This window comes from Variovorax gossypii (assembly GCF_003965815.1).
Lineage (GTDB): Bacteria > Pseudomonadota > Gammaproteobacteria > Burkholderiales > Burkholderiaceae_C > Variovorax > Variovorax gossypii.
Genome location: NZ_RXOE01000001.1, coordinates 1,347,675 through 1,373,146 on the forward strand (window position 1 = coordinate 1,347,675; position 25,472 = coordinate 1,373,146).

Consider the following 25,472-nt stretch of genomic DNA (forward strand, 5'->3'; position numbering starts at 1 on the left):
AAGAACATGTCTGCCACTCCCCTCCCCCAGGAACTCGGCGTAGTGCACCGCAACGTGGTGCGCGCCGATGCCGCCGCCGTCGAGAAGCTCTCGCGCTTCGGCGTCTCCACCGTGCACGAGGCGCTGGGCCGCCTCGGCCTGATGGCACCGCGCATCCGCCCCATCCACCCCGAGGCGCGCATGTGCGGCACCGCCGTCACCGTGCTGCTGCAGCCCGGCGACAACTGGATGCTGCACGTGGCCGCGGAGCAGATCCAGCCCGGCGACGTGGTGGTTGCCGCCTGCACCGCCGACAGCACCGACGGCTTCTTCGGCGACCTGCTCGCCACGTCGTTCAAGGCGCGCGGCTGCAAGGGCCTGGTGATCGACGGCGGCGTGCGCGACGTGCGCGACCTCATCGCCTTGGACTTCCCGGTGTTCAGCCGCGCCATCCACTCCAAGGGAACGATCAAGGCCACGCTGGGCTCGGTCAACGTGCCGGTGGTCTGCGCCGGCGCGCTGGTGCAGCCGGGCGACGTGGTGGTGGCGGACATCGACGGCGTGGTGGTCGTGCCCGCGCAGCTCGCGGCGCGCGTGGCCGATGCCGCCGAGGCGCGCGAAGCCAACGAAGCCGGCAAGCGCGCCCGCTTCGCGGCCGGCGAGCTGGGGCTGGACATGTACGGCATGCGCGAGCCGCTGGCCAAGGCCGGCCTGCGCTACGTGGACTAGACCGGGACCGCCTGTTCAGAACAACGAGAGACAACAGCAATGAACAACCCGGCCCGTATCGACGTCAAGGCCTTCATCGACGAACGCCCCATGAGCGCCATGCAGTGGCTGCTGCTGGTGCTGTGCTTCCTCGTGGTCGCGGCCGACGGCATGGACGTCGCGATCATGGGCTTCCTCGCGCCCTCCATCCTGCAGGAATGGGGCGTGTCGCGCGCCGCCTTCGGCCTCGTGATGAGCGCCGCGCCCATCGGGCTGGTTTTCGGCGCGCTCGTGGCCGGCCCCGCATCGGACCGGCTGGGCCGCAAGACCGTGCTGACGGCTTCGGTGTTCCTGTTCGGCGTGTTCACGGTCGCCACCGCGTTCGCGCAGGACCTGACGCAGATGGCTGCGCTGCGCTTCCTCACCGGCCTGGGCCTGGGCGCGGCGATGCCCAACACCACCACGCTGCTGTCGGAATACGTGCCGCAGCGCTCCCGCTCGCTGCTGATCGCGGTGATGTTCACCGGTTTCAACCTGGGCTCGGGCGTGGTGGGCTTCGCGGCCGCGTGGCTCATTCCGCACTTCGGCTGGCGCTCGGTGCTGGTGATGGGCGGCGCGCTGCCGCTGGTGCTCGTGCCCCTGCTGCTGGCGCTGCTGCCCGAGTCGGCCCGCTTCATGGTCGTGCGCCGGCAGCCGGCCGAGCGCATCGCCGCCGTGCTGGGCCGCATCTGCCGCACCGTGTTTCCGGCCGGCACAACCTTCATCGCGACGGAGCCACCGGTCGCGGCGAAGAAGCCCATCGGCGTGCTGTTCTCGCGCGGCTACGGGCTGATGACTCTGGCGCTGTGGGCCACCTACTTCATGGGCCTGCTCGTCATCTACCTGCTGACGGGCTGGCTGCCCACGCTCATCAAGGACGCGGGCCTGCCCATCGAGACCGCCGCGACCGTGACCGCGATGTTCCAGATCGGTGGAACGGTCGGCGCCATCCTCGTCGGCTGGACGATGGACCGCGTGGCGCCGACACGCGTCATCGCCGCGGCCTATGCGGCCGGTGCGGTCTGCATCCTCTGCCTAGGCTCGGCCGGTGCGCTGTCGGCATCGCTCGCGCTGCTGGTGGCGCTGGCCGGCTTCTTCATGAGCGGCGCACAGACGGGCCTCAATGCCTTCGCACCCGGCTGCTACCCCACCATGGCGCGCGCCACCGGCGTGAGCTGGATGCTGGGCATGGGCCGCTTCGGCAGCATCGTCGGCTCGATGTTCGGCGGCGTGCTGCTCACCATGGGCTGGGGCTTCGGCGCCATCGTCTCGCTGCTTGCCCTGCCTGCGCTGCTGGCGGCGGGCGCGGTGCTCGGCGCCCGGGCCGCCGAAGCCGACGACGACTCCGCCGGCAAGCCCGAACTGGCGCGGGGCTGAACCCGCATGCCGGCTCCTTTCCTCTCACCTTCTCCCTTCATCGCGCCGCACAGGGCGCAGGAGTAACCCCAACATGGCCCAGATCATCGGCGCCGTCGCCTGCTCGCACACCCCCACCATCGGCTTCGCCTTCGACAAGAACAAGCAGGACGACCCGGTGTGGGCCCCCATCTTCGAGGCCTTCGCGCCGGTGCGGCAGTGGCTGGCCGAGAAAAAGCCCGACGCGCTCTTCTTCATCTACAACGACCACGTCAGCTCCTTCTTCTTCGACCACTACTCGGCCTTCTCGCTGGGCGTGGGCGAGCGGCACGAGGTGGCCGACGAAGGCGGCGGCGCGCGCGACCTGCCGGCCCTGGCCGGCCATCCGGCGCTGGCGCGGCACATCGGCCGCTCGCTGGTGGCCGACGAGTTCGACATGTCCTTCTTCCAGGACCGCGCGCTCGACCACGGCGTGTTCTCGCCGCTGTCGCTGCTGTGCCCGCACAAGCCGGCATGGCCGATTCCGGTGATTCCGCTGCAGGTCGGCGTGCTGCAGTCGCCGGTGCCCTCGGCGCGGCGCTGCTACCGGCTCGGGCAGGCGCTGCGGCGCGCGATCGAGAGCTATCCGGACGACATCAAGGTGGCCATCGTCGCCACGGGCGGTCTCTCGCACCAGGTGCACGGCGAGCGCGCGGGCTTCAACAACACGGCATGGGACGCGCAGTTTCTCGAACTCATCGAGAACGACCCGGTGCGCCTGACCGAGATGACGCAGGCCGAGCTGGCGACGCTGGGCGGCATGGAGGGCGCCGAGGTCATCATGTGGCTGGTGATGCGCGGCGCGCTGTCGTCGAACGTGCGCAAGACGCACCAGAGCTACTACCTGCCCTCGATGACGGGCATTGCCACCGCCATCTACGAGAACCTGGCGAGCCCGCCCGTCGGTGGCGAGGTGGAGCGCCACCGCCAGCGCGTGGCCCAGGAGCTGGCCGGCGTCGAAAGACTGCAGGGCACCTACCCGTTCACGCTGGAGACCAGCGTGCGCGCCTACCGCCTCAACAAGTTCCTGCACGGCATGACGCGCCCCGCCCATCGCGAGGCGTTCCTTGCCGACGAGGAAGCAGCCTTCGAGGCCGCCGGCCTGACGGACAAGGAGCGCGACATGGTGCGCCACCGCGACTGGCGCGCGCTGATCCAGTACGGCGTGATCTTCTTCATGCTGGAGAAGCTGGGCGCGGTGGTGGGCGTGTCGAACCTGCACATCTACGCCGCGATGCGCGGCCAGTCGCTGGAGGACTTCCAGCAGACCCGCAACGTGCCCGGCGCGCTGTATTCGGTGGCCGGCAAGGATGCCGCGCCGCAAGCCTGGGACAACGCCGCCGCACCGCAGCCGCGCTGAGCCCGCCCCCGATTTCGATTCCGGAGACAAAGAAGATGACGAGAACCCTGCTTTCCCGGCGCCTTGCGCTGGGCATGGCCGCACTGATCGCGTTCGGCCAGTTCGGCACGGCCGGCGCAGCCGACGCCTTTCCCTCGAAGCCCCTGAAGATCCTGGTGGGCTACAGCGCCGGCGGCGCGGTCGATGCCATCGCCCGCTCGGTGGGCCAGCGCATGTCGGCCATCCTCGGCCAGCCGGTGGTGGTCGAGAACAAGCCGGGTGCCGGCACGAACATCGCGATCAAGTCGGTCATCACCAGCGCGCCCGACGGCTACACGCTGCTGCTGGCCGCCAATGCGCTGGCGGTGAACCCCTCGCTGTTCCAGCCCGCGCCCTACGACCTGGAGCGCGAGCTCACGCCCATCGCCTCGGTCGGCCGTGTGCCGGTGGTGTTCACGGTGCGCGAGGAATCGCCGATCAGGACGCTGCAGGAGCTGGTCGCGGCAGCCAAGGCCAAGCCAGGCGGCGTGACGGTCGCCACGCCCGGCAACGGCTCCACGCCGCATCTCGCGATGGAGCTGTTCCAGCACACCGCTGGACTGCAGCTTCGGCACGTGCCCTACAAGGGCGGCGCGCAGGCGCTCACCGACGTGCTCGGCGGCCACGTCGAAGTGGTGGCGGTCAACGCGCTCGAGGCGCTGCCGCTGGCCAAGTCCGGCAAGCTGCGTGTGCTGGCGGTGATGAGCGCCGAGCGCTCCGCCGTGCTGCCGGGCGTGCCGACCGTCGCGGAGTCGGGCTATCCGGGCTTCGAGGCCAGCGTCTGGTACGGCTTCGTCGGGCCGGCCGGGCTGCCCAAGCCGGTGGTCGAGAAGCTGCACGACGCGGTGCAGAAGGCCATCGACTCGCCCGAGGTGCGCAACCAGCTCGCGGCGGCGGGCGGCGTTCCGCTGCCGGGGCCGACGGCGCAGTTCGACAGGCTGCTCAAGGCCGACGTGGCGCGCTACGGCAAGCTGATCCGAGAAGCCGGCATCAAGCCCGATTGAGGACGAAGGCCATGACCACAGGCATCACCCGTCGCCAGGCCCTCGTCGCGGCCACGGCCCTGCTTCCGGCAAGCCGCGCCGCCATGGCGCAGCAGGCCTATCCCGCCAAGCCGATCCGCATGGTCATTCCCTTCACGCCCGGCGGGTCCACCGACGTGCTCGGGCGAGCCATCGGCATCGAGCTGGGCCGTGCATGGCACCAGCCGGTGGTTGTCGACAACCTGCCCGGCGCGGGCGGCTCCATCGGCGCGGACAAGGTGGCGAAGTCGCCCGCGGACGGCTACACGCTGCTGATGGGGCACATCGGCACGCTGGCGATCAACCCTTCGCTGTACCCGAAGCTCGACTACGACCCGGTGCGCAGCTTCGCGCCGGTGGCCTGGGTGGCGCGCGTGCCCAACGTGCTGGTGGTGCACGCCTCGGTGCCGGCGCGTTCGCTGGCCGAGCTGGTCGCGCTGGCGAAGACGCGTCCGGGCCAGCTGGCCTTCGGATCGGGCGGCAACGGCAGCGCGGCACACATCGCCACCGAATACCTCAAGCTGCAGACGGGCGCCTCGTTCATGCACGTGCCGTACCGGGGCACGGCGCCGGCCGTCACCGACCTGCTGGCGGGCCAGCTGCAGCTGCTCTTCACCGGTGCGCCCGCGCTGCTGCCGCACATCAAGGCCGGCAAGCTGCGCGCGCTGGCGGTATCGAGCCCGAAACGCATCGCGCTGCTGCCCGACGTGCCGACGGTGGCGGAAAGCGGCGTGCCCGGCACCAAGGACTTCGAGGCCGACCAGTGGTACGGCGTGGTCGCGCCGGCCGGAACTCCGGCGGACATCGTCGCCATGCTGAACAGGCAGATCAACCAGTCGCTCAATGCGGCGGAGGTTCACGCGCGGCTCGCGGCCGAGGGTGCCGAGCCGACGCCCACCACGCCACAGGCCTTCGGCGAGCTGATCGCGAGCGAGATGAAGCGCTGGAACCGCGTGATCAAGACCGCCCGCATCACCGTCGACTGACATCACGCAGGAACATAACGAACATGAAGCTCTTCGCCCGTCTGCTTCTCGCCATCGTCACCGCGATGCTGCTCGCCGCCTGCGCGCAAGCACCTCAATCGCCGCAATCCCCGCAAGCCAGGGGCGGCGGCAAGACCGAAGTGCTCTGGCTCGGCCAGTCCGCGTTCCGCATCACCACGCCGGGCGGCAAGGTGATCGTGACCGACCCGTGGCTCAAGCAGAACTCGCTGACGCCCGCCGAGTACAAGAACCTCGAAGCCTTGGGCAAGGTCGACGTGCTGCTGGTCACGCACGGCCACCTCGACCACTTCGCGGATGCGCCCGCGCTGGCCCAGCTCAACCAGGTGCCGATGTACGCGCCCGGCGACATGAACCAGACGGTGAGCGTGCTCGGCATCCTGCCGCCCGCCCTGGCGCCGCGCTTCAACAAGAGCGGCACCATCACCCCGGTGCCGGGCATCAAGGTGACGGCCGTGCACGCCGAGCACTCGTCGATCATCGTGTGGAAGAACCCGGCCACCGGCAAGGACGAGGTGCACCCCGGCGGCGAGCCGGTGGGCTACATCATCGAGCTGGAGAACGGCTTCCGCATCTACCACATGGGCGACACCGGACTCTTCACCGACATGAAGTTCATCGCCGACTACTACAAGCCCGACCTCGTGCTGATGCCCATCGGCGGCCACTTCACGATGGGCCCGACCGACGCGGCCTACGCCACGCGCGAATGGCTGCGCCCGCCCGCGGTGATACCGATGCACTATGGCGCCAACCCGCTCGGCAAGGGCACGCCGGACGAGTACATCCGCGCACTGGGCAGCAGCGGCACGCGCGTGCTGGCGCTGAAGCCCGGCGAGAAAGCCATCTTCTGAAGGAAGGACACGCACGATCATGGGAATCACACTGGGCCTCATCGGCTACGGCGAGGTGGGCGGCATCTTCGGACGCGGCCTGCGCGAGAAAGACGGCGTGGACGCCGTCTGGGTCTGGGACAAGCGCTTCGCCGATCCCGCCACCGGCGCTGCGGCGCGCGCCGCGGCCGAAGGCGACGGGATGAAGGTTGCAGGCGGCATGCAGGAACTGTGCAGCCACGCCGGCCTGCTGGTGTCGGCCGTCACCGCATCCAGCACGCTCGCCGTGGCTGAGGAGGCCGCGCGCCACGGGCGCAGCGGCAGCCGCTTTCTCGACCTCAACTCGGCATCGCCCGGCACCAAGCAGAGCGCGGCCGCCGCGCTGGAGGCCGCGGGCGTCGCCTACGTCGAGGCCGGCGTCATGACCTCGGTGCCGCCCTACGGCATTCGCGTGCCGATGCTGCTGGGCGGCGCGCAGGCCGACGCGCTCGCCGCCACGCTGGCCGGCTGGGGCATGGACGTGCGCGTGGTGAGCGACCGGCTCGGCATCGCCTCGGCGATCAAGATGAGCCGCAGCATCATGATCAAGGGGCTGGAGGCGCTGGTCATCGAGAGCTACGCCACCGCAAGGCGTTACGGAGTCGAGGAGCACGTGCTGCCGACGCTGAAGGAGACCTTTCCGCAGATCGACTGGGAAAAGCAAGGCGCCTACTTCTTCAGCCGCGTCGTGCAGCACGGCAAGCGCCGCGCCGAGGAAATGCGCGAGGCCGCGCAGACAGTTCGCGAAGCCGGCTTCGAGCCGCTGATGACGGCGGCCATCGCCGCCAAGCAGGACTGGGTTGCCGCGCAGGCGCGCGACGGGCTGTTCGAAGGGCTCGACGCATCGAGCAACTGGCAGGCCTACGCGGACCGGCTCATCGGGCGCAAGTGAGCATGGCCGGTTCGATCAGGGGCATCAGCTCCATGGCCACCAAGGGCCTGCTGGCGGAACTCGCCACTGCGTACACGGGCGCGAGCGGCGTGCCGCTCGCTTTCGAAGCGGTGGGCGGCGTGGATGCCGCGCGGCGCGTGTCGGCGGGAGAACCCTTCGACGTGGTGGTCCTGGCATCGGACGCCATCGACAAGCTGGCGGCCGCGGGCAAGGTGGATGCGTCGCGCAAGGTCGACGTGGTGCGCTCGGGCGTTGCGGTGGCGGTCGCCGCCGGAGCGGCGCAGGTCGACATCTCCACCGGGGAAGCGGTGCGCCGTGCCGTGCTGGACGCGGCCCGCATCGCGTACTCGACCGGGCCCAGCGGCGTTGCGTTGATCGCGCTGTTCGAGCGATGGGGCATCGCCGACGCGATCAGGGAACGGCTGGTGCAGGCGGCTCCCGGCGTTCCGGTGGGCTCGCTGGTCGCGCGCGGGGAGGCCTCGCTGGGCTTCCAGCAGCTCAGCGAGCTGATCGGCGTCGAAGGTATCGAACTGCTGGGGCCTCTTCCGCCGGAAATACAGATCACGACCGTCTTCAGTGCCGCACCGGTGGCGAATGCCTCCAGGCCGGATGCCGTGGACGGGCTGCTCGCCTACCTCGCCTCGCCGGCCACCGGGGACGCCAAGCGCCGGCACGGCATGGAGCCGGCCTAGCGCGCAGCCGGCTTGCGGGAGCCATTGCCGTTGCTGTTGCCCTTCGCGGCAGTGACAAGCCCCGCGCTTTCGACAAAGCCGTGGATCAGCTTCAGCCGGGGCGAAGACCGCATCCACAGGATGCCGAAGCGCCGCGTCTCCGAAGGCAGCGGCAGCGGGATCTTCACGATGCGCTGCCCATCGAGCAGCGGCGAGGCGATGTCGGGCACGACCGCCACGCCGAGGCCGCGGTCCACCATCATCGCTATCGCCAGCAGCGAGCTGAGTTCGAAGCGCTCCTGCGGCACGATGCCCGCCGCGCGCAGGTAGCGGTCGGCCTGCTTGCCGCCGCCGAGGTTGCGGTCGTAGCGGATGAGCGGCGAGGTGCGCAGCAGCTCGTGCGGATCGCGCCGCGCGAGGCGGCTGGGCGCGAGCAGCACCAGCGGCTCCTCGCGCAGCAGGGCCCAGTCGAAGGTCTTGGCGAGCGCGAACGGCGGATACAGGCACACGGCCGCGTCGAGCTCTCCCTGCTGCATCGCCTTGTAGAGCGTGGCGGTGGTGCCCGACTGCAGGAACACCTTGACGCCCGGATGCGCCTTCACGAAGCGCGCGAGGATGTCCGGCAGCAGGCTGTGGATGGCCGTGTTGATGGTGCCGATGACCAGCTCGCCCCCGGCCGCTTCGCTGCCCACCAGCGCCTTGATGTCGCTCACCTCGCGCAGCAGCGTGCGGGCCCGCTGCACCAGCCGGTGCCCTGCCTCGGTGGGCTGCACCGTGCGGCCGGCGCGCGCGAGCAGCGGCGCGTTGAGCTCGCGCTCCAGCGCGCGGATCTGCTGCGCCACCGCGCCGGGCGTCAGGTCGAGCCGGCGCGCGGCCTCGGACATCGAGCCCGACTCCACCACCAGAAGAAAGCTTTGCAGGTAGGCCGTTTCCATGAAGATAGATTTTCTGCGATGTGATCGCAGCAAACAGCTGTTTTTCTCATCTCATGAACCGGGAACACTGCCCTCCCATGAGAAGCAAGCTATTCGTTCCCGGCACCCGCCCCGAACTGTTCGCCAAGGCGCTCGCCGGCGAAGCGGACGCCATCAGCCTCGACCTGGAAGACGCCGTTTCCGAGCCGCGCAAGGACGAGGCGCGCGAGACCGTGCGCAGGTTCCTCGAAAGCGGCGAGGCCGCTTCGTCGCGCAAGACGCTGATCGTTCGCGTCAACGCCATGGACACGCCGCACTTCGAGCGCGACGTCGCGGCGGTGGCGCGCAACGGCGTGCACCTGATCAACCTGCCCAAGCCGCAGAGCCCCGCGCATGTGCGCGCGGCCGCCGAAGCCATCGAGCGCGCGGAGCGGGCCAACGGCGTGCAGGCACCCATCGGCCTGCTGCTGAACATCGAGACGCCCAACGCACTGCGCACGGCAGCCGAACTGGCGCTGGCGCATCCCCGCGTGGCAGGCCTGCAGCTGGGGCTGGGCGACCTGTTCGAGCCGCTGGGCATCGCCCGGCGCGAGCCTTCGGCGATCCGGCAGGCGATGTTCGCGGTGCGCATCGCGGCCGGCGAGGCAGGCCTGTATGCCTACGACAGCGCCTTCGCGAACATCCGCGACGCCGAGGGTTTCCGTACCGAGGCGATGCTGGCACGCGACCTCGGATTCCTCGGCAAGACCTGCATCCACCCGAGCCAGATCGCCATCGCCAACGAGGTGTTCCGTCCTACCGACGAGGAGATCGCGCATGCCTGCAAGGTGGTCGAGGCCGCGCGCGATGCCGATGCCAGGGGCGTCGGCGCCTACGTGGTGGACGGAAAGATGATCGACATCCCCTTCGTGATCCGCGCGCGCGCCATCGTCGAGAGCGCACGCAGCCTGGGCTTGATTCCTGGCTGAACTGCCTTCCATCAATAAAAGAAACCGGAGACAAGAAAATGCATTTCCCATCCTTCCTTCGTCCGCGAGCGCTCGCCGTCGTCGCGTTTGCCGCATTCGCCGGCGCCGCGTTCGCCCAGGGCGGCTATCCCAGCAAGACCATCACCATCGTCGTGCCCTACCCGGCCGGCGGCTCCAACGACACCTTCGCGCGGCAGGTGGCCAAGGAGCTGGGCGACCAGCTCAAGCAGCCGGTCATCATCGACAACCGGCCCGGCGCGAGCGGCAACACCGGCACGGCGCAGGTGGCGCGTTCCGCGCCGGACGGCTACACGCTGGTGGCCGTGTCGTCGAGCATGACGACCAACGCTGCGGTGCAGACGAAGCTGCCCTTCGATCCGGTCAAGGGCCTCGCACCCGTGGCGATGTTCGCCAAGGGGCCGTTCATCGTCGCTGTCAACAACGAGTTTCCTGCCAAGACGCCCGCCGAACTGATCGCCGCCATCAAGGCGAAGCCGGGCCAGTACAACTACGCCTCGTCCGGCTCGGGCAGCGTCAACCAGTTCGGCACCGAGCTGCTCAAGGCCAAGGTGGGCGACCTGCAGATCGCGCACATCCCGTACAAGGGCATGGGCCCGGCCGTGACCGACCTCGTGGGCAACCAGACGCAGCTGCTGATTTCCAGCGGCCCCTCGCTGCTGCCGATGGTGCGCGCCGGCAAGCTGCGCGCGGTGGGCATCACCAGCCTGAAGCCGAGCCCCATCGCGCCCGACCTCACGCCCATTTCCACCGCCGTACCCGGCTACGAGTTCGAACTCTGGTGGGGCCTGCTGGCGCCGGCGGGCACGCCGGCCGACGTGGTGGCCAAGCTGAACGGCGCGGTCAACCAGATCCTGGCGAAGCCCGAGATCACCGCCAACTTCCTGCGCGAAGGCGCCATCGCCACGCCGCTCACGCCGGCGCAGTTCGGCACCGTCATCGCCGACGACGTGGAGCGCTGGAAGAAGCTGGCAAAGCAACAGAACATCACCGCAGACTGAACAAGGAAAGAGAAAGCCCATGAGCATCACCGCCCCTGACGACACGCGCCTGCCCGAACGCCGGGGCCCCGCCGGCCCGCTGAGCGGCCTGCGCGTGCTCGACCTGAGCGCCTACATCGCGGGCCCGTACGGCTGCTCGCTGCTGGCCGACCAGGGCGCGGAAGTCATCAAGATCGAGCCGCCCACCGGCGACAACCTGCGCAAGTACCCCTCGACGCTGGAAGCCGAGAGCCGCGCCTTCATCGGCGTGAACCGCAGCAAGCTTGGCGTGATGCTCGACCTCAAGAACCGGGAAGACCTGGCCGCGCTGATGGAGTTGGTGCGCACCGCCGACGTGCTGGTGCACAACTTCCGTCCCAGTGTGCCGCCACGGCTGGGCATCGCCTACGAGCAGCTGAAGGCGGTGAACCAGCGGCTCATCTACTGCGCCGTCACCGGCTACGGCGAGACGGGGCCGCTGCGCGAGAAGGCCGGCTACGACCAGGTTCTGCAGACCATGACCGGCATGTGCGCGCTGCAGGGCAAGCGCGGCGAGCCGCCCGAGATCATCTACGGCTCGGTGGTCGACTACTATGCGGCCGCGCTGGTGGCCGCCGGCGTCGCCTCGGCGCTGTACGAGCGGGAGAAGAGCGGCGAAGGCCAGTTCGTCGGCGTCTCGCTGCTGCGCTCGGCGCTCACGATGCAGTCGGCGCGCATGGTGTGGGCCGAGGGCGAGCCCAAGGACGTGGGACGCGACATGCGCTCGGGCGGCATCACGGGCATCCACCCCACGCGCGAGGGGCACATCTACATCTCGGCCAACACGCCGCACTTCTGGCAGGCGCTGTGCGCGAAGGTCGGGCTGCCGGAGCTGGCAGCCGACGAGCGCTACGACTCGGTGCGCAAGCGCGCGCAGCACGCGGCCGAGATCGTGCCGAAGCTGCGCGCCGCGCTGGCCGGGCGCACCGCGCTCGAATGGGAAGAGCTCTTCGGCGAAGAAGTGCCCTGCTCCGCCGCCCGCACGGTGGAAGACATGTTCGACAACGAGCAGGTGCTGGCCGAGGACATGGTGGCGAACTTTTCTCATCCCACGCTGGGCTCGTACCGGGGCTTCACCCGCCCTGTGCGCTTCGGCCGCACGCCGGGCCCGGAGCCTTTCGCGGCGCCGACGCTGGGGCAGCACACGTCGGCCGTGCTGGCCACGCGGGGCAGGGACGACTGAGCCATGCACGACGAACCCGCCGTGCCCCACAGCAGCGGCACGCGCAAGCCACGCATCGCGGCACCCGAAGGCGCATGCGACGCGCACATCCACGTGTACGACCGCCGCTTCGCGCTGCACGGCTCGCCCGACGCGATGCTGGACAACGCCACCGCCGACGACTATCGCCTGCTGCAGCAGCGCACCGGCACGCAACGCACGGTGATCGTGCAGCCGCGCGTGCACGGCACCGACAACAGCGTGACGCTGGCGGCCATCCAGGCACTGGGCGCGGAGCGCACGCGCGGCGTTGCCGTGGTGCGGCCCGAGGTAAGCGATGCCGAGTTGCAGCATCTGCACGCGGGCGGCATTCGCGGCATCCGCTTCACGCTGTACACCGCAACGAACGCGACGACGGATTTCTCCATGGTCGAGCCGCTGGCGAATCGCGTTCACGCGCTCGGCTGGCACGTGCAGCTGCACTGGAGCGCAGACCAGATCGCCGCGCACTCGACGCTGCTCGAGCGCCTGCCCTGCACGGTGGTGTTCGACCATCTCGCCCGCTTGCCGCAGCCCGATGGCCTCTCGCACCCCGCACACGGCGTGGTGAGCCGGCTGCTCGACAACGGCCGCACCTGGATCAAGCTGTCGGGCGCGTATCTCGACTCCGCCCTCGGCGCCGAAGGCGGCTATGCCGACACGGTCGAGATCGCCCGTGCCTGGGCACGGCAGGCACCCGAACGCATCGTGTGGGGCAGCGACTGGCCCCATCCCACCGAGCGCACGGCCAAGCCCGACGACGCGCAGCTCTTCGACCTGCTGGGCGAATGGGTGCCCGACGAGGCCGCGCGCCGCCGCGTGCTGGTCGACAACCCGGCGCGGCTCTACGACTTTTCCTGACCTCAAAGACCCGAGACATCGAGATGAAGAAGCGACTCCTGAAATCCATCGCCACGCTGGCCGCCTGCGCCGTTCCCCTGCTGGGCTGGGCCGCGTGGCCCGACAAGCCGATCCGCATGGTCGTGCCCTACGCGGCCGGCGGCGGCGCCGACAACACGGCGCGCATCGTCGCGCAGCAGATGAGCGCCTCGCTGGGACAGCAGATCGTCATCGACAACAAGCCCGGCGCGGGCGGCGTGATCGGCGCCGACAACGTGGCCAAGGCCGCGGCCGACGGCTACACCGTGCTCTACGACGCCTCGGCGTTCTCGGTGAACCCGTCGCTGCGCAAGCTGCCCTTCGACGCGGCGAAGGACTTCATTCCCGTTTCTCTGGTGGCCACCGCGCCGCAGATCCTCGTAGTGCCCGCGACCGCGCCGTACAAGACGGTGCCGGAGTTCATCGACTACGCGCGCAAGAACCCGGGCAAGCTGAGCTTCGCGTCGGCGGGCGGCGGCACCGGCTCGCACCTGGCGGGCGAGGCGCTGAACGAGCAGGCGAAGATCAACCTGATGCACGTGCCCTACAAGGGCGGCGCGCCCGCACTGACCGACGTGATGGGCGAGCAGGTGTCGGCCTACTTCGGCAACGTGGCCTCGACGCTGGGCTACGTGAAGAGCGGCAAGCTGCGCGCGCTGGGCGTGAGCTCGCTCAAGCGCGTGCCGGGGCTGCCCGAGGTGCCGACGCTCGCCGAGTCGGGCCTGCCGGGCTACAACGTGGTCGAGTGGAACGGCGTGTTCCTGCCCAAGGGCACGCCCGCCGACATCGTGCAGAAGCTCGGGAAAGCCGTGCAGGCCGCGGTGAACGATCCTGCCGTGCGGCAGAAGCTGCTGCAGCTGGGCCTGGAGCCGGCCGGCACCACCCCCGAAGCATTCGCGAAGTTCGTGCAGGACGAGACCGGCAGGGTGAGCGCGCTGGTTCGCTCGCGGAACATCAGGGTCGATTGAGCGTCGCGCCCGGCGGCGCGTGAAACGTAGTGTGCGGGCTGCGTCCCGCGGATACAGAGGAATACGCAATCCGCTCCACTGGCGGGTGCCCCGGCGAAGAATCGGTTCCGTTCACAGACGAACGCCCGTCACTCTTCCGAAGGAACCGCCATGCGCTTTCGCTCTTCCGCCCTCTATTTCGCCGTTGCCGTCGCCGCCTCGGCGGCCGCCCTCACACTGACCTTCGCGGCGCCCTCGCCGTTCGGCGGCGACATACCGGCTTCTGAAGCCGTCGCGGCGCCCGAATTCCAGAACATCGACACCTGGCTCAACTCGCAGCCGCTCAAGCTGAGCGAGCTGCGCGGCAAGGTGGTGCTGGTCGACTTCTGGACCTACACCTGCATCAACTGCCTGAACCACCTTCCATACGTGAAGGACTGGAACCAGAAGTACAAGGACAAGGGCCTGGTGGTCGTCGGCGTCCACACGCCGGAGTTCGCGTACGAGAAGTCGACGAAGAACGTGAAGGACGCCATCGAGCGCCTGCAGATCAGGCACGCGGTGGCGCAGGACAACAGCTACGGCACCTGGAAGGCCTTCAGGAACCAGTACTGGCCGGCCGTGTACCTGATCGACAAGCAGGGAAAGATCGTCTACTCGCACTTCGGCGAGGGCAGCTACGGCACGACGGAGAAGAAGATCCAGGCGCTGCTGGCCGAGCCTGCGCCTGCCGGGATCTGAAACAGCGCTGTTGTCCGGGGCGCGATCACGCCGACGGGGTACCTTGCTCCGCGAAAGTCCTCCGGCCTTCGGCCTCTCCCTTTATTTCGCTGCGCAAGGCACCCCATCGTCGCGATCGATGGACGCAGCGGTCTATCCGGCCGCACAGGCGCAGCGCCCATGTGCGAATGGCACCGGGTGCTCCCGCAGCGAAATAAGGGAGGAGGCCGCAGGCCGGGGGACATTCGCGGAGGGAGTACCCGGTGCCATTCGCACGCACCCCGAACATGGCCCCCCCGAACAAAACCAAACAGGAGCAAAGAAATGAAGAAACTCTGGCTCGCCCTGCTCTTCTTCGCAGGCGGCGTCGCGCACGAAGTACGCAACCCGGTGAGCTGCCAGTGCATCTCGTCCAGGCAGGAAGACGGCTTGCGCAAGCGCTCGCGGAAGCCTTCGAAGTGAAGCCGCCCTGCTTCGCTACTTCCCCGGATGATCCCGGCGGTAAAGCTCCCACTCCTCGATCTGCCTGCCGTCCGGAAGCTGGCAGATACCGTACTGCCCCTTGTCGTTCGACCTCATGAGCGTCTTGCCCCCGAGGCTCTGGCAGTAGACCGAAGCCGGGTTCGCCATGCCCACGGCTCGTGGCGGTTCGGGCTGGGCGCATGCGGCGATGAAGAGAGCACCCAGCGGCAGCGTCAGTACTTTGATCATTGCGCGAGTGTAGGCCTCAGTCCAGCGCCTCCACGGCCGACGAAAAGACATAGCCCTCGCTGCGCACCGTCTTGATGTAGCGCGGCTCGCGCGCATCGTCGCGCAGGCGCTGGCGCAGGCGGCTCACCAGCAGGTCGATCGAGCGCTCAAAGAGCTCGGCCTCGCGGCCCTGCGTGAGGCTCAGCAGCTGGTCGCGGTTCAGCACCTTCTGCGGATGGTCCAGGAACACCCGCAGCAGCCGGTACTCCGCACCGCTGAGCGCCACCATCACGCCGCTGTCGTCGATCAGGGTGCGCGCGGTGGTGTCGACCTGCCAGTCGCCGAACGCCAGCTTCGAAGCCGCCTCGGTGGAGCGCATGTTCGGCGGCAGCATGCGCGTGCGGCGCAGCACCGAGCGGATGCGCGCCAGCAGTTCGCGCGCGGAGAACGGCTTGGCCAGGTAGTCGTCGGCGCCCATCTCCAGGCCGAGGATGCGGTCGGCCTCCTCGCTGCGCGCGGTGAGCATGAGGATGGGCGTGGCCTTGTACTTGCCCGTGCGCAGGTCGCGGCACAGCGTGAGCCCGTCTTCGCCGGGCAGCATCAGGTCGAGGATGATGAGATCGAAGGGCCCCGACTCCTCCAGCGCCGCGCGCATGTGCCGCCCGGTGGGCACCGTGACTACGCGCAGGCCGTTCTTGACCAGGTAGGTGCTGAGCAGTTCGCGGATTTCCCGGTCGTCGTCGACGATGAGGATGTGGTCGGAGGTCTTGGGAATGTTCATGGCTGTGCGATGGTCCGCCGGAGGAACGCGGCGGGTAGCCGCAATGTAGCCCGCCTCGGGGCCGCGGCGGGCGGCTTTGTATGCCCGTGTATCCGGAGGGCCGGGCGACCACACTATGTTGCTTGCGCGCACGCCGGCCAGGCCGGGCGAGGGAGCGCCAGGGCGCCCGGGCGCCCCGGCGGGTAATGGGTAATGTTGTATGTCAGGCCGCGCTGCCCAACACACTGGAATACAAAGCGCCGCGCCGCGGGGCGGGACCGGTCTATAAACCAGTCCATGCCCACACCCGCCAGCCTCTCCGCCAACCTCGCCCCGGCCGCCCCGCCCGCGGGCCTGCACCGGCTGCTGCCGCGCACGCTCTTCTCGCGCGTCACACTGATCATCGTCGTCGGGCTGGCCATCGCTCAGCTGCTGACCTTCATGGCCATCCGCTACGAGCGCGGCATCGCGATGCGCGAGCTGATGATGATCGGCATCGAACGCGACATCGCCAGCTCGGTCGCCGTCCTCGACCGGCTGCCCGCCGCCGAGCGCGAAGGCTGGCTCGCGCGGCTGGAGCGTCGCAACTACCACTTCGTGCTGGGCGGCAACGCGGAGGGCACGCCGCCCGACACGCAGCTGTCGCAGCAGTTCGCCACGGCCATCACCGATGCGATGCGCCCGTTCGAGATCGTCAAGGTCGGCCAGGTGAGCAATCCGCCGCAGGGCCTGCAGATCCAGGTGCGGCTGTCGGACGGCTCCTCGGTGGTGGTGCATGCCCGGCGCGTGGACATGCCGGTGTCGAGCTGGGTGATGTGGCTGCTGTGGGTCCAGCTGCTGGTGCTGGCCGTGTGCGCCTGGTATGCGGTGCGGCTGGTCACGCGGCCGCTGGCGCAGCTGGCCGACGCGGCCGACGAGCTGGGCCCCGACCTGAAGGGCCAGCAGCTGGCCGAGGAAGGCCCGACCGAAGTGAGGCACGCGGCACGCGCCTTCAACGCGATGCAGAAGCGCATCGCGGGCTACATGGCGGAGCGCGTGGAGATCCTCGCGGCCATCTCGCACGACCTGCAGACGCCCATCACCCGCATGCGGCTGCGCACCGACCTGATGGACGACGGCCATGACCGCGACAAGTTCCGCCAGGATCTCGACGCCATGCACGCCCTGGTGCGCGAAGGCGTGACCTATGCGCGCACCCTGCACGGCGCCACCGAGCCGCCGCGCCGCGTCGACGCCGATGCGCTGTTCGAGAGCATGGTGGCCGACTACGAGGACTCGGGCGAGCAGGTGCTGCTCGAGGGCCGCGCGGGCGAGCCCATCGTGACGCGCCCGAACGCGCTGCGCCGCATCCTGACGAACCTGATCGACAACGCGCTGAAGTTCGGCACCGACGTGCGGCTGCAGGTGCACGCAGGCGCCGGCAACCGGCTGACGCTGGCCGTCGTCGACAACGGCCCGGGCATTCCGCCCGACCAGCTGGAGAACGTGCTCAAGCCCTTCTACCGCGTGGAGGGCTCGCGCAACCGCAACACCGGCGGTACCGGCCTGGGCCTGGCCATCGCCCAGCAGCTGGCGACAGCGATGGGCGCGGAGCTCACGCTGCGCAACCGTGACGAAGGCGGGCTGGAAGCCCGGCTGACCATGAACACCCGCGACGCACCGCACGACGACTGAGCCGCCGCGCGGCAACGGCCACCGCCACCGATACCCATACCGACAGGCAAGCGGCTCGCCAGGCGAGACCGTGACGGCCCCCGCTCGCCTTGCCTTCGCTTTCATTCACCCACAACATCCACCGAACGGACCCGACCATGCTCCTCCTCATCGTTGCCTACCTGGGTGGCGTGCTCACCATCCTGAGCCCCTGCATCCTGCCCGTGCTCCCCTTCGTGTTCGCGCGCGCCGACCGGCCGTTCCGCTCGCACGGCCTGCCGATGCTGCTGGGCATGGCGCTGGCGTTCTCGGCCATCGCCACGCTGGCGGCGGTGGGCGGCGGCTGGGTCGTGGCGCTCAACGAATACGGGCGCAGCGCCGCGATCGCATTGCTGGCGGTGTTCGGCGTGACGCTGCTGTTCCCGTCGGTGGCGGACCGGCTGACCCGTCCGCTGGTGGCGCTCGGGCTGCGGCTGTCCGAGCCTGCCTCGGGAAAGGCTTCTGTGTTCTCGCCGCTGCTGCTGGGCGTCGGCACCGGGCTGCTGTGGGCACCCTGTGCGGGACCGATCCTCGGGCTGATCCTCACCGGCGCGGCGCTCAATGGCGCGAGCGTCGGCACCTCGCTGCTGCTGCTGGCCTATGCGGCCGGCGCGTGCACCTCGCTGGCGGCGGCGCTGCTCTTCAGCGGACGGCTGTTCTCAGCGATGAAGAAGTCGCTGCACACCGGCGAATGGATGCGGCGCGTGGCCGGCGTGGCGGTGCTCGCGGGCGTCGGCGCCATCGCCCTGGGGCTGGACACGGGGCTGCTGAGCCGTCTGTCGGTCGGCACCACGTCGGCGCTGGAGCAGGCGCTCGTGAACAGGCTCGACATGCCGGCGCCACCTCCGCAGTCGCAGCCGCAGCCACGGGCCTCCGCCGGCCCGGAAGGCCTGATGACCGTGTCGGCGCAATCCGCTCCGGCCGCGCCCGCGCTGAAGCTGCCTGATGAAGGCAAGCTGCCTTCGCTGGCCGGCGCCACCGAATGGATCAACTCCGCCCCGCTCACGCCCGAAGGCCTGCGCGGCAAGGTGGTGCTGGTCGACTTCTGGACCTACTCCTGCATCAACTGCCTGCGCACCCTGCCCTACGTCCGCGCATGGGCCGAGAAGTACAAGGACGCCGGGCTCGTGGTGGTCGGCGTGCACACGCCGGAGTTCGCATTCGAGAAGCAGCCGGCCAACGTGCGTCGCGCGGTGAAGGACCTGGGCGTCGGCTTTCCGGTGGCGGTCGACAGCGACTATGCGATCTGGCGCGCCTTCGGCAATCAGTATTGGCCGGCCTTCTATCTCGTCGATGCACAGGGGCGCATCCGGCATCACCAGTTCGGCGAGGGCAAGTACGCGAAGTCGGAGCAGGTCATCCAGCAACTGCTGGCGGAAGCCGGCCGGCCCGTCGCGTCGGCGGGGCTTGTCTCGCCCGACGGCCAGGGCACGCAGGCGGCTGCAGCCGCGGAGCCGGCCCTCTCGGCCGAGACCTACCTCGGCTACGAACAGGCGCGCAACTTCGCCTCGCCCGGCGGCATTTCCAACGACCGGGCGCGCGTCTACTCAGGTGTCGCCACGCTGCAGCCCAACCAGTGGACGCTGGCGGGCGAATGGAAGGTGGAAGGCGAGCGTGCGGTGCTGGTGCAGGCCAACGGCCGCATCGCCTATCGCTTCCATGCGCGCGACCTGCACCTGGTGCTCGGCCCGTCGTCCGACGGCAAGCCGGTGCGCTTCAGGGTGCGGATCGATGGCGCGCCGCCGCTCGCGGACCACGGCACCGACACCGACGCGCAAGGCAACGGCGTCATCGACGGACAGCGCCTCTACCAGCTGGTGCGCCAGGCGGCGAACCAGAAGGACCGGCTGTTCGAGATCGAGTTTTTCGACGCGGGCGCGCAGGCCTACGCGTTCACCTTCGGCTGATCGGCGGCCGGGCCTGCTCGAGTTCCGAGCTCAGAGCAGGCCCAGCGTCATCGCCTTCAGCGTGGCGGCCGCCCGCGTGGTGCAGCCCAGCTTGCGGAAGATGTTCTCCAGGTGCGCGCGCACCGTGCTCGGGCTGATGCCCAGCGAGCGCGCGGCTTCCTTGTTGCTTTCGCCGAGGCTGATGCGGCCGAGCACTTCGACCTCGCGGCCCGAAAGGAGCGCCGAGGCTTCGCCGGACGGCTGAGCCGATGCAGTAGCGGATTGCGGCTGGCCCGTGAGCGCCGCGATGGCCTGCGGATCGAGCCGGCTGGCATCGCCTTCGGCGTGCAGCGCCGCCAGCGCCTCGGCCTGCGGCAACGCGGATCTGCCGGGCCGGCTGGTGCAAAGCGCCACCCAGTGAGCGGCTGCGGCAAGGGCGCGCGCCTCGGCGTCGATGGCCGCGCCCCTGGCTCCGCGAAAGAAGCCCGAGCCGTCCAGGCGCTCGTCGACGAAAGAGGCAATCTCGGCTTCGGCACGCAGCGTGTCGATGCGCCGCGCCGCGCGCTCGGTCCAGTAGGGCACCAGGCGCAGCCGCTCGGCATCGGCTTCGCTGCGCGCATGCGGCGAGTCCCAGACCGCGTTCGGCACCGAGGCGCGACCGATGCCGTGGATCAGCCCCGCGCGGTAGATGCGCTGCTGCTGCTCGTCGCCCAGGCCCATGCCGCGGGCGCAATGCAACGCCGCTTCCGCGACCTTGCGCGAGTAGCCGGTCATCCAGGGGAGCTTGAGGTCGATCACGTCGGCGATCAGCTCGAGCGGCGCGGTCGCGTCCCGCAGCGCGGCGGACGGCGGCTGCGGCTCGGCGGCCGCGCCCTGCTCCAGCACGTGTAGCCAGTCCACGGCATGCTCGCGCACCGCATCGACCAGGAAGGCCGGGTAACGCGCATCGGCACGCTCGGCGATGTAGCGCAGCGCGTTGTTCAGCCCGTGCACGCGCGAGAAGATCTCCAGGTCGCCCGCAATGGTGACGAGGAACACCTCGGCGGGGATGCGCGAGGCGTCGAGGCCCTCCGGCTTGCCGGTTCCGTCGAAGGTTTCGAAGATGTGGCGCAGCGGCAGCTCCACGGCCGCGGGCATGCCCAGCGTGCGCGCGATGTCGCCCGAGACCTCGCAATGGATCTCGGCCAGCGGGCTGACGGAACTCGCGAAGTCGGCCGCGGCGCGCGCCGAGGCGGTGGCGAGCATGGTGCGGCGCCCGCCCACGTCGTCGCCCAGCAGGTCGGAAAACTCCAGCGCATTGGCCGTGCAGCCCGACCATCGCAGCAGGGCCACGCATACGACATGGCCCTGCGTCGCGGCATCGCGGCCAATGGCCGCGGCGAGCCGAGAAGCGAGCCAGCCCGTGCGCACCGAATGGTCGATGGGCTGGCCCATGCTGAGATCGCCGACGAAGGCGAGAGCGCGGATGGCGTCGAAGACCCGGATGGAGGAGGAAGGCTGCACTGGATCTGCTGGTACGGCTACGCGGAAAACAAGACGAGCCGCCCAAGGCGCGCGATGCACCTTGGGCGGCTCGCGGCACCTTACTTGGATTGGCGCACGGCGTCCAGGATCACCTCGGCCACCTTGGCCGGCTGCGACTGCTGCGGCACGTGGCTGGCGTTCACGCGCGTGAGGTGCGCGCCGATCTTCTTCGCCATGTCGAGCTGCAGCGCGGGCTGGATCATGTGGTCGGCGCTGGTGGCCAGGTACCACGAGGGCCTGGTCTTCCAGGCGGCCACCGTCAGCTTCTGCTCGAAGGACTTGCCGAATATCGGGCCCTGCGTCGCGGTCATCACCGCGGTGGCGGAAGCCGGCAGGTCTTGTGCGAAGTGCTTCGTCATGCCCTCCTTCGTGAGCGAGAGATAACCGGAAGCATCGGGCACGATGTGCGCGAAGCCGGGCGCGGGCGGGTAGTCCTTGCCGAGTTCGGCGGTGTTCTGCCCCACATCGGGCGCGAAGGCGGCCACGTAGACCAGCGAGGCGACCTTGTCATTGGCGCCCGCCTCGGTGATGACCGAGCCGCCCCACGAATGGCCGACCAGCACGACCTTGCCGGGCTGCGCGTCGATGGCGCGCTTCGCAGCAGACACGTCGTCCTCGAGCGAACTCAGCGGGTTCTGCACCGCGACGACGCGCAGGCCCTTGGCCTGGAGCAGCGGAATCACCTTGGCCCAGTCGGAGCCGTCGGCGAAAGCGCCGTGGACGATCACGACGCTGGGCCTGGAAGCGTCGCCCGACGCAGCGGGCGTTGCCGCGACGGCGGAGAAAGAAAGGCCGATGGCGACGGCAGCGGCGGCGAGCTTGAAGCGTTGGATGGTTTTCATGAGGCGGGATCTCGTACGGAAGAGGAGTGATTGGGAAGCCCGTACTGTCCGCTTCGGGGGCCTGCGCCGCCATTGGACGAATATCCGATGGGGCGCGACCGGCCGTCTCTTCCGGCTACAAGTGCTGCGTAATGAGCAGCACGGCTCCGGCGATGGAGATGGCGCCGCCCACGAGTCTTCTGAATGCCTTCATGGCGTTTTCCTTTCGCGGTGGGAATGACGCCTCATGGTGCCGCAGGGCGGCTGGTTCGTGGGTTGGGAATCCTCATCCGCGAGATAGAAAACCCCAACTTGGGAGCGGCGGCTAGCTGTGCAGCGACGGCATCTTCGACGACGCGTCCTGCGGACCGAGCCTTTCTCTCGCGAACTGGCTGGCCCGCAGCCGCACGCGCTGCAGCGCGGCCTCGAGCGTGGGCTGCTGCATGAAGACGAGCACTCCGCGCTTCAGGCCCCGCAGGTTCAGTTCGGCGACGCCGGCATAACGGCCGCTGCTGGTCTGCTTGATGTCGATGCGGCTGGACCAGCCATCGGGCAGGTCGACGAGGAGTTGCATTTGTTGTGCGGCGCTCATGATGGGCGTCGAGGATAGGACCGAGGCCGCTGCAACCAAAGGAATTAATTCCCAGGTATTCAGGATTCCTTCGGATTCGTCATCAAAGAGCCTCCGACGCGCCCTTCATCCTCAATGTCTCCCAGATTGGTCGCGATCATTGGCTTGCCCGCCGCCCTCCGGCGGGCTCCTCCCTCCGACCCCATGCGAGAACGGGGTCCTTCAGCTCGCCCTTGGGCGAGCTTTTTTTTGATCGATCCAGATCACGAGGCACCTGCGAGCGTCCTCGAACACCCGGGCGCTGACGCAGGAGTTCGGCGCGACCGACGGCATTGCGCCAAGTCACTCGACCGTCATGAAGCGGACCTAGCATCCGCAGCAACATGCCCCCCGGGCGGCGGCCTTCGCCGGGCGTTTCGAACTCATGCGGCATGACTCTCCCTCTCTACTTCATCTGGCAAGCCTTGCGCTCGCAGGCTGCATGGCGCTGCTGGCCGTGAGCGCGCACGCGCAGCCGCAACAAGCCGCGGTCGCAAAGGACGACGCACACGGCGCCGAGCGCGTGCGCTTCGACATCGTGCGCCAGCCGCTGCACGCTGCTCTCGAACAGTACGGTCTGCGCACTGGTCTGCCGGTTTTCTTCGACGCGGCACTGGTGGCGGGGCGCGAATCGAATGCGGTGCACGCCGTGACGACACCCTCCGAAGCGTTGCGCATGCTGCTGAAGGACACGGGCCTGGTGGCCGACTACGCAGGCTCGGCCGCAACGGCCGCCTTCGTGCTCAAGTCCGCCCCGGTGGATGCCGTGGCCGCGCCCGACTCGAACGCCGACACCGAAGGCACCGGTGCCATGCCGACCGCATCGCCCGACCGCGGCTACGACGGCCTCGTGCAGACCCGCATCTGGGAAGCCTTCTGCGGCAACCCTCGCACCGCACCCGGCGACTACCGCGCCGCGATGCGCTTCGTGATCGACGGCACCGGCCGCATCGCCAACGCCTTCCTGCTGCACACCAGCGGCGACCGCGCGCGCGACGGCGCGATCCTCGACACCTTGAGCCGGACCCGCATCGACCGACCGCCGCCGCCCGGGATGGCGCAGCCGCTCACCATGCTGATCCTGCCGCGCACGCAGACGCCGGGGCTCGAATGCCCGGCGCAGCGCTGAGGTCGCGCCGCCATGCCCGAGAACGCGCTGCCGGCCCTGCGCGACTTCCTGGTCTCGCGCTACGACGAGCTCAAGCAGCGGCTCACGCGCCGGCTGGGCAACGCCGACAGTGCAGGCGACGCGCTGCAGGACACCTGGCTGCGCCTGGAAAGCCGCGACGACATCGACGGCGTGCGCGACCCCGCGTCCTACCTGCTGCGCGTCGCCGTCAACCTGGCCTATGACCAGCTCGCAAAGCAGGGTCGGCCGGCCACCCCGGAAGAGATCGACGCGCTGCTCGAGGGCGCGCCCGACCCCTCCCCCGGCCCCGCGCAGATCGCCGAAGACCGTTCCGAGATGGCCGCGCTCGCGGCGCTCATCGCACGCATGCCACCGCGCCGCCGCCAGGTGCTGGTGATGGTGCGCTGGGAGCACCTGCCGCAGCGCGAAGTGGCCGCGCGGCTCGGCGTTTCGCTGCGCACGGTGGAAAAGGAGCTGAAGGACGCCCACGATTTCTGCGCAGCCCGCATGGGCCGCCCGCTCGATGTGCCGGAGGCCCATGAAAAATAAAATGCGGTTCCCTGCGCTCGCAGCCGTCTCATGGATATGAACATCCGCGCCGAGCCCGATCAGACCGCGCAGGTCCAGCGCGAAGCGCAGGCCTGGCTGCGCCGCCTCACGTCCGGCGAAGCCACGCAGCGCGACCTCGAGGGCTTCCGCCGCTGGCAGGAGGCGAGCGCGCTGCATGCGCAGGCCTTCGCCGAGGCCAAGCGGCTGTGGAAGGCGCTCGACCCGGCCGTCGGCCGGATGATGGAGGCGCAGCCGGCGTTGCTGGCCGACCATCGCGAGGCGATGCGAGGGAAGACACAGTCGCCACGGCTCGCGCGCCGTGCGTTCCTCGGGGCCGCGGTGAGCGCGGCGGGCGTCGCGGCCGCCGTGTACCCGCCGCTGGCGCTGTGGCCGTCGGTCAGCGAGTGGAGCGCCGATTTCCACACTGCCACCGGCGAGCAGCGCTCGGTGGTGCTGGCCGAGGGGGTCGGCCTCGTGCTCAACACCCAGACCAGCGCGCAGCGACAGACGCGCGACGGCCGCACGGTCGGCATAGACCTGATCTCGGGCGAGGCCGCGGTCGATCTCTCCCCGGCAGCCGGCACCTCGGGCGTGGCCGACCAGCCGTTCCGTGTGGTCGCAGGCGCCGGCCGCAGCGATGCGCAGGCCGGCCGCTTCGAGGTGCGCCACATCGACGGCAGCACCTGCGTCACCTGCGTCGAGGGGAGCGTGCGCGTCACGCACGCCAAGGGCGCGCGCACCCTGCAAGCAGGCCAGCAGGTGGTGTACGACGCGGGCTCCATCGGCGGCGCTACCAGCGTGCAAGGCGCCGACATGTCGGCCTGGCGCACCGGCGTGCTGGTGTTCCGGCAGACGCCGCTCGCGCATGTGGTGGCCGAGATCAACCGCTACCGGCCAGGCCGCGTGGTGCTGCTGGCGCGCGCGTTGGCCGACCGGCCGGTGAGCGGGCGTTTTGCCATCGCCTCGCTCGACACGGTGCTGGTGCAGATCCAGCGCTCGTACGACCTCGAGGCGCACACGCTGCCGGGCCGCGTGCTGGTGCTTAGCTGATGTTTGTGACAGCTCGATTGGCCCCCGAGCCCGGTCAGGATTGAAAAAGTTAGCGGTTCTGTTTACGTCGCCCGGTCTGTCAAGTAAGGGGTGCGCGTTCCGCGCCCGTGCAGTTCATTCTTTACCGGGCGCCAG

At 69.5% G+C, this 25,472-nt stretch carries 26 protein-coding genes; 20 read left to right on the forward strand and 6 right to left on the reverse strand.

Annotation, left to right across the window (positions count from 1 at the left end; genetic code table 11):
* Positions 1-6: 6 nt before the first annotated feature.
* The 8 genes from ligK (at position 7) to EJP69_RS06385 (ending at position 7,981) form a co-directional block, all read left to right on the forward strand.
* On the forward strand, positions 7-708 hold the full coding sequence (gene ligK, locus EJP69_RS06350; RefSeq protein WP_126469089.1) for a 4-carboxy-4-hydroxy-2-oxoadipate aldolase/oxaloacetate decarboxylase: 702 nt from the start codon (positions 7-9) through the stop codon (positions 706-708).
* A gap of 39 nt (positions 709-747) precedes the next feature.
* Positions 748-2,103, forward strand: coding sequence for an MFS transporter (locus EJP69_RS06355; RefSeq protein WP_093202045.1), 1,356 nt, complete (start codon positions 748-750; stop codon positions 2,101-2,103).
* A 73-nt stretch (positions 2,104-2,176) separates the two neighbouring features.
* A complete protein-coding gene (locus tag EJP69_RS06360; RefSeq protein WP_126469090.1) occupies positions 2,177-3,481 on the forward strand; it encodes a gallate dioxygenase in 1,305 nt (434 codons plus the stop codon).
* Between the two features lie 35 nt (positions 3,482-3,516).
* Positions 3,517-4,503 carry a Bug family tripartite tricarboxylate transporter substrate binding protein gene (locus tag EJP69_RS06365; protein ID WP_126469091.1) on the forward strand — a complete coding sequence of 329 codons (987 nt, stop codon included), beginning with the start codon at positions 3,517-3,519 and terminating at the stop codon, positions 4,501-4,503.
* Positions 4,504-4,514: 11 nt separating this feature from the next.
* Positions 4,515-5,507: a Bug family tripartite tricarboxylate transporter substrate binding protein gene (locus EJP69_RS06370; RefSeq protein ID WP_126469092.1), complete on the forward strand. Its 993-nt coding sequence runs from the start codon at positions 4,515-4,517 to the stop codon at positions 5,505-5,507.
* A 23-nt stretch (positions 5,508-5,530) separates the two neighbouring features.
* On the forward strand, positions 5,531-6,379 hold the full coding sequence (locus tag EJP69_RS06375) for a metal-dependent hydrolase (RefSeq protein ID WP_126469093.1): 849 nt from the start codon (positions 5,531-5,533) through the stop codon (positions 6,377-6,379).
* A gap of 19 nt (positions 6,380-6,398) precedes the next feature.
* On the forward strand, positions 6,399-7,289 hold the full coding sequence (locus EJP69_RS06380; RefSeq protein WP_126469094.1) for a DUF1932 domain-containing protein: 891 nt from the start codon (positions 6,399-6,401) through the stop codon (positions 7,287-7,289).
* A gap of 2 nt (positions 7,290-7,291) precedes the next feature.
* Entirely contained in the window at positions 7,292-7,981 is a 690-nt protein-coding gene (locus EJP69_RS06385; RefSeq protein ID WP_206169285.1) for a substrate-binding domain-containing protein, read from the forward strand.
* On the opposite strand, the gene EJP69_RS06390 is transcribed toward EJP69_RS06385, so the two are convergent.
* Positions 7,978-8,895, reverse strand: coding sequence for a LysR family transcriptional regulator (locus EJP69_RS06390; RefSeq protein ID WP_126469095.1), 918 nt, complete (start codon positions 8,893-8,895; stop codon positions 7,978-7,980). The genes EJP69_RS06385 and EJP69_RS06390 overlap by 4 nt on opposite strands.
* A gap of 77 nt (positions 8,896-8,972) precedes the next feature.
* Between EJP69_RS06390 and EJP69_RS06395 the strand changes: the two genes are divergently transcribed.
* The 7 genes from EJP69_RS06395 to EJP69_RS29425 all read left to right on the forward strand — a co-directional run bounded on the left by EJP69_RS06395 (position 8,973) and on the right by EJP69_RS29425 (position 15,088).
* Entirely contained in the window at positions 8,973-9,842 is an 870-nt protein-coding gene (locus EJP69_RS06395; RefSeq protein ID WP_126469096.1) for an HpcH/HpaI aldolase/citrate lyase family protein, read from the forward strand.
* A 38-nt stretch (positions 9,843-9,880) separates the two neighbouring features.
* On the forward strand, positions 9,881-10,861 hold the full coding sequence (locus EJP69_RS06400; RefSeq protein ID WP_093305143.1) for a tripartite tricarboxylate transporter substrate binding protein: 981 nt from the start codon (positions 9,881-9,883) through the stop codon (positions 10,859-10,861).
* Positions 10,862-10,880: 19 nt separating this feature from the next.
* Positions 10,881-12,062 (forward strand): CoA transferase, encoded by a 1,182-nt coding sequence (locus EJP69_RS06405; protein ID WP_126469097.1) that lies wholly within the window; start codon positions 10,881-10,883, stop codon positions 12,060-12,062.
* A gap of 3 nt (positions 12,063-12,065) precedes the next feature.
* Positions 12,066-12,941 carry an amidohydrolase family protein gene (locus tag EJP69_RS06410; RefSeq protein WP_126469098.1) on the forward strand — a complete coding sequence of 292 codons (876 nt, stop codon included), beginning with the start codon at positions 12,066-12,068 and terminating at the stop codon, positions 12,939-12,941.
* Between the two features lie 23 nt (positions 12,942-12,964).
* Positions 12,965-13,927: a Bug family tripartite tricarboxylate transporter substrate binding protein gene (locus EJP69_RS06415; protein ID WP_093202073.1), complete on the forward strand. Its 963-nt coding sequence runs from the start codon at positions 12,965-12,967 to the stop codon at positions 13,925-13,927.
* Between the two features lie 150 nt (positions 13,928-14,077).
* A complete protein-coding gene (locus EJP69_RS06420) occupies positions 14,078-14,647 on the forward strand; it encodes a thioredoxin family protein (protein ID WP_093202075.1) in 570 nt (189 codons plus the stop codon).
* Between the two features lie 303 nt (positions 14,648-14,950).
* The gene (locus tag EJP69_RS29425; protein ID WP_170217048.1) at positions 14,951-15,088 is read left to right on the forward strand and encodes a hypothetical protein; all 138 of its coding nucleotides are present in this window, start codon (positions 14,951-14,953) and stop codon (positions 15,086-15,088) included.
* Between the two features lie 15 nt (positions 15,089-15,103).
* On the opposite strand, the gene EJP69_RS06425 is transcribed toward EJP69_RS29425, so the two are convergent.
* Together EJP69_RS06425 and EJP69_RS06430 are read right to left on the reverse strand one after the other, a co-directional pair.
* Complete coding sequence (locus EJP69_RS06425; protein ID WP_126469099.1) at positions 15,104-15,337, reverse strand: putative hemolysin; 234 nt, start codon at positions 15,335-15,337, stop codon at positions 15,104-15,106.
* A 16-nt stretch (positions 15,338-15,353) separates the two neighbouring features.
* A complete protein-coding gene (locus tag EJP69_RS06430; protein ID WP_093202080.1) occupies positions 15,354-16,097 on the reverse strand; it encodes a response regulator in 744 nt (247 codons plus the stop codon).
* Between the two features lie 276 nt (positions 16,098-16,373).
* Here EJP69_RS06430 and EJP69_RS06435 point away from each other — a divergent pair, with 276 nt between their 5' ends.
* Together EJP69_RS06435 and EJP69_RS06440 are read left to right on the forward strand one after the other, a co-directional pair.
* On the forward strand, positions 16,374-17,750 hold the full coding sequence (locus EJP69_RS06435) for an ATP-binding protein (protein WP_093202083.1): 1,377 nt from the start codon (positions 16,374-16,376) through the stop codon (positions 17,748-17,750).
* A 137-nt stretch (positions 17,751-17,887) separates the two neighbouring features.
* Complete coding sequence (locus EJP69_RS06440) at positions 17,888-19,675, forward strand: cytochrome c biogenesis protein DipZ (protein ID WP_126469100.1); 1,788 nt, start codon at positions 17,888-17,890, stop codon at positions 19,673-19,675.
* A gap of 30 nt (positions 19,676-19,705) precedes the next feature.
* Here the strand turns inward: EJP69_RS06440 and EJP69_RS06445 are convergent, their stop codons facing one another.
* The 3 genes from EJP69_RS06445 to EJP69_RS06455 all read right to left on the reverse strand — a co-directional run bounded on the left by EJP69_RS06445 (position 19,706) and on the right by EJP69_RS06455 (position 22,573).
* Complete coding sequence (locus EJP69_RS06445; protein ID WP_126469101.1) at positions 19,706-21,157, reverse strand: HD domain-containing phosphohydrolase; 1,452 nt, start codon at positions 21,155-21,157, stop codon at positions 19,706-19,708.
* A gap of 80 nt (positions 21,158-21,237) precedes the next feature.
* Positions 21,238-22,020 carry an alpha/beta fold hydrolase gene (locus EJP69_RS06450; protein WP_126469102.1) on the reverse strand — a complete coding sequence of 261 codons (783 nt, stop codon included), beginning with the start codon at positions 22,018-22,020 and terminating at the stop codon, positions 21,238-21,240.
* A 304-nt stretch (positions 22,021-22,324) separates the two neighbouring features.
* A complete protein-coding gene (locus EJP69_RS06455) occupies positions 22,325-22,573 on the reverse strand; it encodes a hypothetical protein (RefSeq protein ID WP_240652049.1) in 249 nt (82 codons plus the stop codon).
* Positions 22,574-23,051: 478 nt separating this feature from the next.
* Between EJP69_RS06455 and EJP69_RS06460 the strand changes: the two genes are divergently transcribed.
* Genes EJP69_RS06460 through EJP69_RS06470 form a run of 3 tightly spaced genes read left to right on the forward strand, consistent with a single transcriptional unit; the run spans position 23,052 to position 25,337 of the window.
* On the forward strand, positions 23,052-23,738 hold the full coding sequence (locus EJP69_RS06460; RefSeq protein WP_170217049.1) for a TonB C-terminal domain-containing protein: 687 nt from the start codon (positions 23,052-23,054) through the stop codon (positions 23,736-23,738).
* A gap of 12 nt (positions 23,739-23,750) precedes the next feature.
* A complete protein-coding gene (locus tag EJP69_RS06465; RefSeq protein WP_126469105.1) occupies positions 23,751-24,287 on the forward strand; it encodes an RNA polymerase sigma factor in 537 nt (178 codons plus the stop codon).
* Positions 24,288-24,317: 30 nt separating this feature from the next.
* Complete coding sequence (locus EJP69_RS06470; RefSeq protein ID WP_126469106.1) at positions 24,318-25,337, forward strand: FecR family protein; 1,020 nt, start codon at positions 24,318-24,320, stop codon at positions 25,335-25,337.
* Positions 25,338-25,472: the final 135 nt, after the last annotated feature.

What these genes read in the sequence shown, in the direction of transcription:
- ligK (WP_126469089.1), top strand. Translation starts at nt 7, where the DNA reads ATGTCTGCCACTCCCCTCCCCCAGGAACTCGGCGTAGTGCACCGCAAC.
- EJP69_RS06355 (WP_093202045.1), top strand. Translation starts at nt 748, where the DNA reads ATGAACAACCCGGCCCGTATCGACGTCAAGGCCTTCATCGACGAACGC.
- EJP69_RS06360 (WP_126469090.1), top strand. Translation starts at nt 2,177, where the DNA reads ATGGCCCAGATCATCGGCGCCGTCGCCTGCTCGCACACCCCCACCATC.
- EJP69_RS06365 (WP_126469091.1), top strand. Translation starts at nt 3,517, where the DNA reads ATGACGAGAACCCTGCTTTCCCGGCGCCTTGCGCTGGGCATGGCCGCA.
- EJP69_RS06370 (WP_126469092.1), top strand. Translation starts at nt 4,515, where the DNA reads ATGACCACAGGCATCACCCGTCGCCAGGCCCTCGTCGCGGCCACGGCC.
- EJP69_RS06375 (WP_126469093.1), top strand. Translation starts at nt 5,531, where the DNA reads ATGAAGCTCTTCGCCCGTCTGCTTCTCGCCATCGTCACCGCGATGCTG.
- EJP69_RS06380 (WP_126469094.1), top strand. Translation starts at nt 6,399, where the DNA reads ATGGGAATCACACTGGGCCTCATCGGCTACGGCGAGGTGGGCGGCATC.
- EJP69_RS06385 (WP_206169285.1), top strand. Translation starts at nt 7,292, where the DNA reads ATGGCCGGTTCGATCAGGGGCATCAGCTCCATGGCCACCAAGGGCCTG.
- EJP69_RS06390 (WP_126469095.1), bottom strand. Translation starts at nt 8,895, where the DNA reads ATGGAAACGGCCTACCTGCAAAGCTTTCTTCTGGTGGTGGAGTCGGGC.
- EJP69_RS06395 (WP_126469096.1), top strand. Translation starts at nt 8,973, where the DNA reads ATGAGAAGCAAGCTATTCGTTCCCGGCACCCGCCCCGAACTGTTCGCC.
- EJP69_RS06400 (WP_093305143.1), top strand. Translation starts at nt 9,881, where the DNA reads ATGCATTTCCCATCCTTCCTTCGTCCGCGAGCGCTCGCCGTCGTCGCG.
- EJP69_RS06405 (WP_126469097.1), top strand. Translation starts at nt 10,881, where the DNA reads ATGAGCATCACCGCCCCTGACGACACGCGCCTGCCCGAACGCCGGGGC.
- EJP69_RS06410 (WP_126469098.1), top strand. Translation starts at nt 12,066, where the DNA reads ATGCACGACGAACCCGCCGTGCCCCACAGCAGCGGCACGCGCAAGCCA.
- EJP69_RS06415 (WP_093202073.1), top strand. Translation starts at nt 12,965, where the DNA reads ATGAAGAAGCGACTCCTGAAATCCATCGCCACGCTGGCCGCCTGCGCC.
- EJP69_RS06420 (WP_093202075.1), top strand. Translation starts at nt 14,078, where the DNA reads ATGCGCTTTCGCTCTTCCGCCCTCTATTTCGCCGTTGCCGTCGCCGCC.
- EJP69_RS29425 (WP_170217048.1), top strand. Translation starts at nt 14,951, where the DNA reads ATGAAGAAACTCTGGCTCGCCCTGCTCTTCTTCGCAGGCGGCGTCGCG.
- EJP69_RS06425 (WP_126469099.1), bottom strand. Translation starts at nt 15,337, where the DNA reads ATGATCAAAGTACTGACGCTGCCGCTGGGTGCTCTCTTCATCGCCGCA.
- EJP69_RS06430 (WP_093202080.1), bottom strand. Translation starts at nt 16,097, where the DNA reads ATGAACATTCCCAAGACCTCCGACCACATCCTCATCGTCGACGACGAC.
- EJP69_RS06435 (WP_093202083.1), top strand. Translation starts at nt 16,374, where the DNA reads ATGCCCACACCCGCCAGCCTCTCCGCCAACCTCGCCCCGGCCGCCCCG.
- EJP69_RS06440 (WP_126469100.1), top strand. Translation starts at nt 17,888, where the DNA reads ATGCTCCTCCTCATCGTTGCCTACCTGGGTGGCGTGCTCACCATCCTG.
- EJP69_RS06450 (WP_126469102.1), bottom strand. Translation starts at nt 22,020, where the DNA reads ATGAAAACCATCCAACGCTTCAAGCTCGCCGCCGCTGCCGTCGCCATC.
- EJP69_RS06455 (WP_240652049.1), bottom strand. Translation starts at nt 22,573, where the DNA reads ATGCAACTCCTCGTCGACCTGCCCGATGGCTGGTCCAGCCGCATCGAC.
- EJP69_RS06460 (WP_170217049.1), top strand. Translation starts at nt 23,052, where the DNA reads ATGGCGCTGCTGGCCGTGAGCGCGCACGCGCAGCCGCAACAAGCCGCG.
- EJP69_RS06465 (WP_126469105.1), top strand. Translation starts at nt 23,751, where the DNA reads ATGCCCGAGAACGCGCTGCCGGCCCTGCGCGACTTCCTGGTCTCGCGC.
- EJP69_RS06470 (WP_126469106.1), top strand. Translation starts at nt 24,318, where the DNA reads ATGGATATGAACATCCGCGCCGAGCCCGATCAGACCGCGCAGGTCCAG.